Genomic DNA, 5,418 nt, shown 5'->3' on the forward strand with positions numbered 1-5,418 from the left:
GCGCGGGTACAGATTGAGCGCGATGTTCTATTTCCCATCGCCGGTCTGCCGCAGCGCGATATTGAGCGCTACATCCGTATCGAAAAGCTCGTAGCCATGCTGCATACCGCTGAACCGGAGATCGCTCGCGAATATCTGGACGGCCGGTTGGAGTTTGCTCGCGCACTGTCGCAATTAGAAGAAGAGCTGCTGATGGAACATGGAGAGACCATGCTGACCTACCTGAACGAATACCGCAGTTATATGCTCACCTACACGGTCGGTCTGGACAGGGTAGCGAAGTACGTCGACGCCGCAGGTCCAGAAAATCGTTGGCGGCGTTATACCGCTCTCATGACCACCGCCGTAACGAGTCTTCCGGACTAAGTGCGCTTGACCGCAAATGCGGAACGGCCTTAGAGTCTACCCAACCGGCACTCAACCCGGCCGACCTGCTTACCGAGGACAATCGAACATGTTTCTGAAGCGCACGCCGTTGTGTCTTTTGGCATCCCTTGTCGTCTTTGCGGGATGTAGCAAGAAGAACTCCAGCACCCCAACCTCTGCGAATAAGCCGAAGCTCGGCATTCGAGCCCAGGCTGATGAGACAGTTCATCCGGATCTGAGCAGGACACCATCAGAACTGAAGAAGGTTTACGACTATATCGATGCCAACGTCGATGATCATGTGCTCGATTTTCAGCACTGGATTCAGCAACCCTCGATCTCCAACTCGGGTGAAGGGATTCCCGAGTCAGCTGAGATGGTCAAAGGCATGTTCGACAAACTGGGATGCCAGACTACCCGCGTTTACGATGTCGGCATCACGGAGTACGGAACGCCGGGCAATCCTGTGGTCTACGCGAAATGCGATGAGGGTGCGCCCAAAACGCTGGTCATCTACTGGATGTACGACACCATGCCGGTCACGCAGCCGGACCTGTGGGTGGCGCCTCCGTTTGAAGGCCGCCTGGTCGATGGAAAGACCGCCGGTATCGATCCATCATTCAAGAAGGTCCTCATCGGTCGCGGTGCAGTGAACTCCAAGGGGCCACAGCTCGCACAGCTTGAAGCCTTCATGTCGATGAAGAAGGTGCTGGGCAAGCTCCCAGTCAACCTGATCTTCGTGGCGGAAGGCGATGAAGAGCGCATGGATATTGGTCTTCGCAAGTTCATGAAGGATCATCCGGACCTCTTCAAAGGCGCTGACGCCATGCTGCGCTTCGCCGGTCAGAGCGCGGGCGGAGGAGCCAACATCTCCGGAGGCTCAGAGGGGTGCGTCTATGTGGAATTGACGACCAGCGGAAAGAGCTGGGGTCGCGGGCCTACGGTCTCAGATATCCACGGCTCCTACAAGCGTTCGGTCGACTCGCCGGCGTGGCGCCACATCAAGATGCTCGGATCTCTGATCTCCGACGATGGCAATACCCCAAAGATCGACGGATTCTTCGAGAACATGCAGCCGCTCACCAACCAGGAGACCGATTTGCTAAAGGGCTCCGCCGGCAAGATGAATGTGAAGTCCGCCGCGGACAACCTTGGTGTGGCGAGGTTTATCTCCGACGATCCATTCACCATTCAGAAGATGTCGCGCTACGGTACCAGCTTCAACCTCGACGGCATCTGGGGCGGCAATATGTATGCAGGCGGCGCAGGTGCAATCCTGCCGAACAAGATCACCTCAAAGCATAACTTCCGCTACATTCCGAACATGCACGGCACCGATATTGTGAAGAAGCTTCGCGCCCAGCTCGACAAGAACGGCTACAAAGACGTCGAGGTCAAGCTGATCGGCGATGTCCCCTGGGCAAAGATGAGCTACGACTCCGATATCGCCAAGTCCATCATGCAGACCTTCGATGAGTTCGGCATCAATTATCAGAAGCCTCTCGAGCAGGAGACTATCCTTGGCGGCTACTGGCCGGCCTACCTGTTCTCCAATCAGGATGTCGGCGATCGCGTTGTCGATGTGAAGATGCCGATTGCCGCCGGTGGCGCCGGCATGGGAGGACGTGCGCACGCGGCCAACGAGTACTACATCATTGAAGGCTCCGGAAAGGTCTATGGTCTCGCCGGAGCAGAGAAGTCAGTTGCCGCAACCATCTGGCACTTCGCCAATATGCCGAAAGGGAAGTGAAGATGATTCCACGCTCAAAGACAGGTCTTTAGCGCGGGACTTACGAATGGTTGAAGAGCTTAGTCGCAGATGCTTTGGCTCGCATCGGTGTGCTACCGTAGCTCCCGAGGTTCCTCATGGGATTTGCACGCTGTCTGTTTTCGCTCACCGCAACCTTTGTCCTTGGAGCAACAGCCTTCGCCGCAGTAGGACCGCAGGTCAAAACGGCCAGCGGCGTTGTCGAAGGAGAGCCGACACCAGATAGCAAGGTCATGTCCTTCAAGGGCATTCCTTTTGCAGCTCCCCCGGTAGGCAAGCTGCGCTGGGCACCACCCGCGCCTGTTGAGCCGTGGACGGGCGTACGCTCCGCACACGACTTCGGATACCACTGCGTGCAGTCCGCGAGCTATGCAGACATGGCCTTTCATGATCCGGGAGCCTCAGAGGACTGCCTGACCCTCAATGTATGGACTCCCGCTTCGTCTGAGACAAGCAAGCTGCCGGTTATGGTCTGGATCTACGGTGGCGGCTTCGCGGGTGGAAGTACTTCGGAACGCCGGCAGGATGGTCAGTATCTCGCCCATCGCAACGTCGTCGTTGTCTCCATGAACTACCGGCTCGGTATCTTCGGTTTCTTCGTACATCCGGAGCTGACAGCGGAATCTCCGAATCATGCTTCAGGGAACTACGGTCTTCTGGACCAGGCAGCAGCCATTCAGTGGGTGAAGCAGAATATCGCCGCGTTCGGTGGAGATCCCTCGAACATCACCATTTTTGGTGAGTCCGCAGGTTCGATGTCTGTCAGCGCGCAAATGGCCTCGCCATTGTCAAAAGACCTTATTCAGAAAGCAATCGGCGAGAGCGGAAGTGTGATGACCACCGGCACCTTCCCCATTGAGAGCCGTGAGCAACGGGAGAAGGCGGACTCCGCCTTCGCACTTACGACCTATGGCACGGCGAAGCTCGCGGAACTGCGGCGTATTCCGACAGAAGACATCATCCGCCCCATCATGGCAACGAGGCCCGGACCTTCCTTCCGCCCGGTCGTCGATGGGTACTTCTTCCCGAAGCCTCCCGCAGAGATCTATGCCGCAGGTGAACAAGCTCACATCCCACTGCTCGCCGGATGGAATGCCGATGAAGCTCGCGGAGGAGTAGTCGGTGGAAACAATCGCTTCAGCGCCGAAGGCTTCGCTGCACAGGCGAATCGTGAGTTCCCAACACAGGCTTCGGAGTTCCTGAAGCTCTACAGCACAGCAACCCCTGAAGAAGCGGTGGCGTCCGCCTCTGACTACGCCGGCGACCGCTTCATCGCCTACTCCACGTGGAAGTGGCTGGAGGCTCATACGGCTACCGGAACGAAGCCGGTGTATCGCTATAAGTTCGCCCTCCCGAATCCAGGTGACCGCTACCATACGCCTGCTGTGGGAGCGTTTCACTCCGACGATATTGAATACGTCTTCGGAACACTGGACTCCCGTTTGGAGGTCGTAGTGCGCCCTGAAGATCGCAAGCTCTCTGAGCAGATGCAGGACTACTGGACCAACTTTGCACGCACCGGCGACCCCAATGGAGCAGGATTGCCCAAGTGGCCTGTCTACGGGCCGAGCCAATGGCAGATGATGGTGCTGGATAAGAACTCCGCAGCGAAAGCCGATTCGCATCGCGACAGGTATTTGTTCCTGGACAGCGCCTGGCAAAAACCGGCAACTGCTTCGGTCAAACCTTGATTGTTGAGGGATTTTAGCGGGTGAGGAATGGTGGGCAGAGAGGGACTCGAACCCCCGACATCCTGCTTGTAAGGCAGGCGCTCTAACCAACTGAGCTATCCGCCCATTCCTCTATAAGTCTATCGCAAATTTATGTGAATGACCGTCTTGTCCCGTTATGGATTGCAAAGAAAACGAAAGGCTTTCGTATCGTTAGGGTGTGTCATCCAACTCCCGGCGCTGACGGCACGAGTTTGATGACACACCCTCGGCACTCCAGCTAAGATGCTGAGAACGTAACGCACGGACCCAAGCTTGCAACGATTCCGCCTTACACGTCACCAGAGCGCTTCGAACAAGACACCGCGGCAGATCAACCTGTCGCTGGTCTTCAATCTTGTCCGCACGCRCCAGCCCGTCTCCAGAGCGGAACTCTCACGTCTCTCCGGCCTGCAGCGCAGTACGGTCTCGCTGATCGTAGAAGAGCTGATCTCCGGAGGATGGATTATTGAAGGCGAAGTCGGCCGCCTGCCTCGTGGGCGACGTCCAACCTTCCTGCAGGTGAACGATAAGCGCGCTGTCCTTGCGCTCGACATTCATCCGGCACAGACAACGCTCGGCATCGTCGATCTTGGCGGCCGCGTGATCTCGCAGAGTATCGTCCCGCTCCCCGATGACTCCAAGCTGGCGATGAACGCCATTATCAAGGCCGTCAAACGCATGGTGGATACTCATCCCGAGCGTGCTCTCGATGGCATCGGCATCTGTGTCCCGGGCCGTGCCGACCTTGACCAGCAGAAGCTTATCTTTGCGCCCAACCTTCATTGGCCGGTGCTGGCCGTGAAGCAGCGCATCGAGCGAGCCACGGGTCTGCGCGTTGAGATGGACAATGTCGCCAACGCCTGTGCTCTCTCCGAGGTCTGGTTTGGAGAAAGCGACGGTATGCACGATCTTGTCGTCGTGAATGTCGCTGAGGGAATCGGTACAGGCATCTTCGCCAATGGTCAGCTTCTTCGTGGAGAGGCTGGTATGGCCGGCGAGTTTGGCCACGTGCAGATGGAAGAGGCCGGACCGGCCTGTGCCTGCGGTAGTCATGGCTGCTGGGAGGTCACGGCTTCTAACCGTGCAGGACTGCGCTATTACGAGCAGCAGGGTGGCAGTCGTCTGGCGGCCTTCGATACGCTGTTGCACCTGGCGCAGATCGGCGAGGAGCACGCCGTCGCTGCCATCCAAACAATGGGCCGTTGCCTCGGTAAAGGTCTGCGTATGATCGCCTCAGGCCTTGCTCCGAGCGAGATCGTCATCGTCGGTGATATCACCACGGTCTGGCAGCTGATCTCACCGGTTGTCGAAGAAGAGATGCGCCGGAATGCCTTTCATAGCGGTCCCAGGCTTCGTCCTGCATTTGAGGGAAGTCTGGCGCGCCTGCGGAGCGCGGTGGCTCTCGTAATGAATGACCGTGCGCTGTAGTCTAGAGCATTTCTCCTGTTGCTGGGTAGCCCGGAAGTGGAGTGCAGCGGCGTTTTCATTATGGAAAACGCCCATAGATAACGAATCCCTACACTACACCTACAGGAGAAATGCTCTAGCGTCTTTACTTGACGGTTACGGCTC

The 5,418-nt window shown here is 57.4% G+C and carries 4 protein-coding genes and 1 tRNA gene; 4 read left to right on the forward strand and 1 reads right to left on the reverse strand.

The window, feature by feature from the left end; all coding sequences use genetic code 11:
• From AB4043_RS12980 to AB4043_RS12990, 3 genes are all read left to right on the forward strand, one after another.
• Positions 1 to 366, forward strand: a 366-nt coding sequence (locus AB4043_RS12980) for a hypothetical protein (RefSeq protein ID WP_442307227.1), incomplete at its 5' end; no start/stop codon positions are given.
• Positions 367 to 454: 88 nt separating this feature from the next.
• Positions 455 to 2,116 carry a M20/M25/M40 family metallo-hydrolase gene (locus AB4043_RS12985; RefSeq protein ID WP_442299624.1) on the forward strand — a complete coding sequence of 554 codons (1,662 nt, stop codon included), beginning with the start codon at positions 455 to 457 and terminating at the stop codon, positions 2,114 to 2,116.
• A gap of 116 nt (positions 2,117 to 2,232) precedes the next feature.
• Positions 2,233 to 3,825, forward strand: a complete 1,593-nt coding sequence (locus AB4043_RS12990; RefSeq protein ID WP_442299623.1) for a carboxylesterase/lipase family protein — start codon at positions 2,233 to 2,235, stop codon at positions 3,823 to 3,825.
• Between the two features lie 28 nt (positions 3,826 to 3,853).
• On the opposite strand, the gene AB4043_RS12995 is transcribed toward AB4043_RS12990, so the two are convergent.
• Positions 3,854 to 3,930: transfer RNA gene (locus tag AB4043_RS12995), tRNA-Val, on the reverse strand.
• A gap of 189 nt (positions 3,931 to 4,119) precedes the next feature.
• Between AB4043_RS12995 and AB4043_RS13000 the strand changes: the two genes are divergently transcribed.
• On the forward strand, positions 4,120 to 5,274 hold the full coding sequence (locus AB4043_RS13000) for an ROK family protein (RefSeq protein ID WP_442307228.1): 1,155 nt from the start codon (positions 4,120 to 4,122) through the stop codon (positions 5,272 to 5,274).
• Positions 5,275 to 5,418: the final 144 nt, after the last annotated feature.

Origin of the sequence: Terriglobus sp. YAF25 (assembly GCF_052113305.1) — a bacterium.
Lineage (GTDB): Bacteria > Acidobacteriota > Terriglobia > Terriglobales > Acidobacteriaceae > Terriglobus.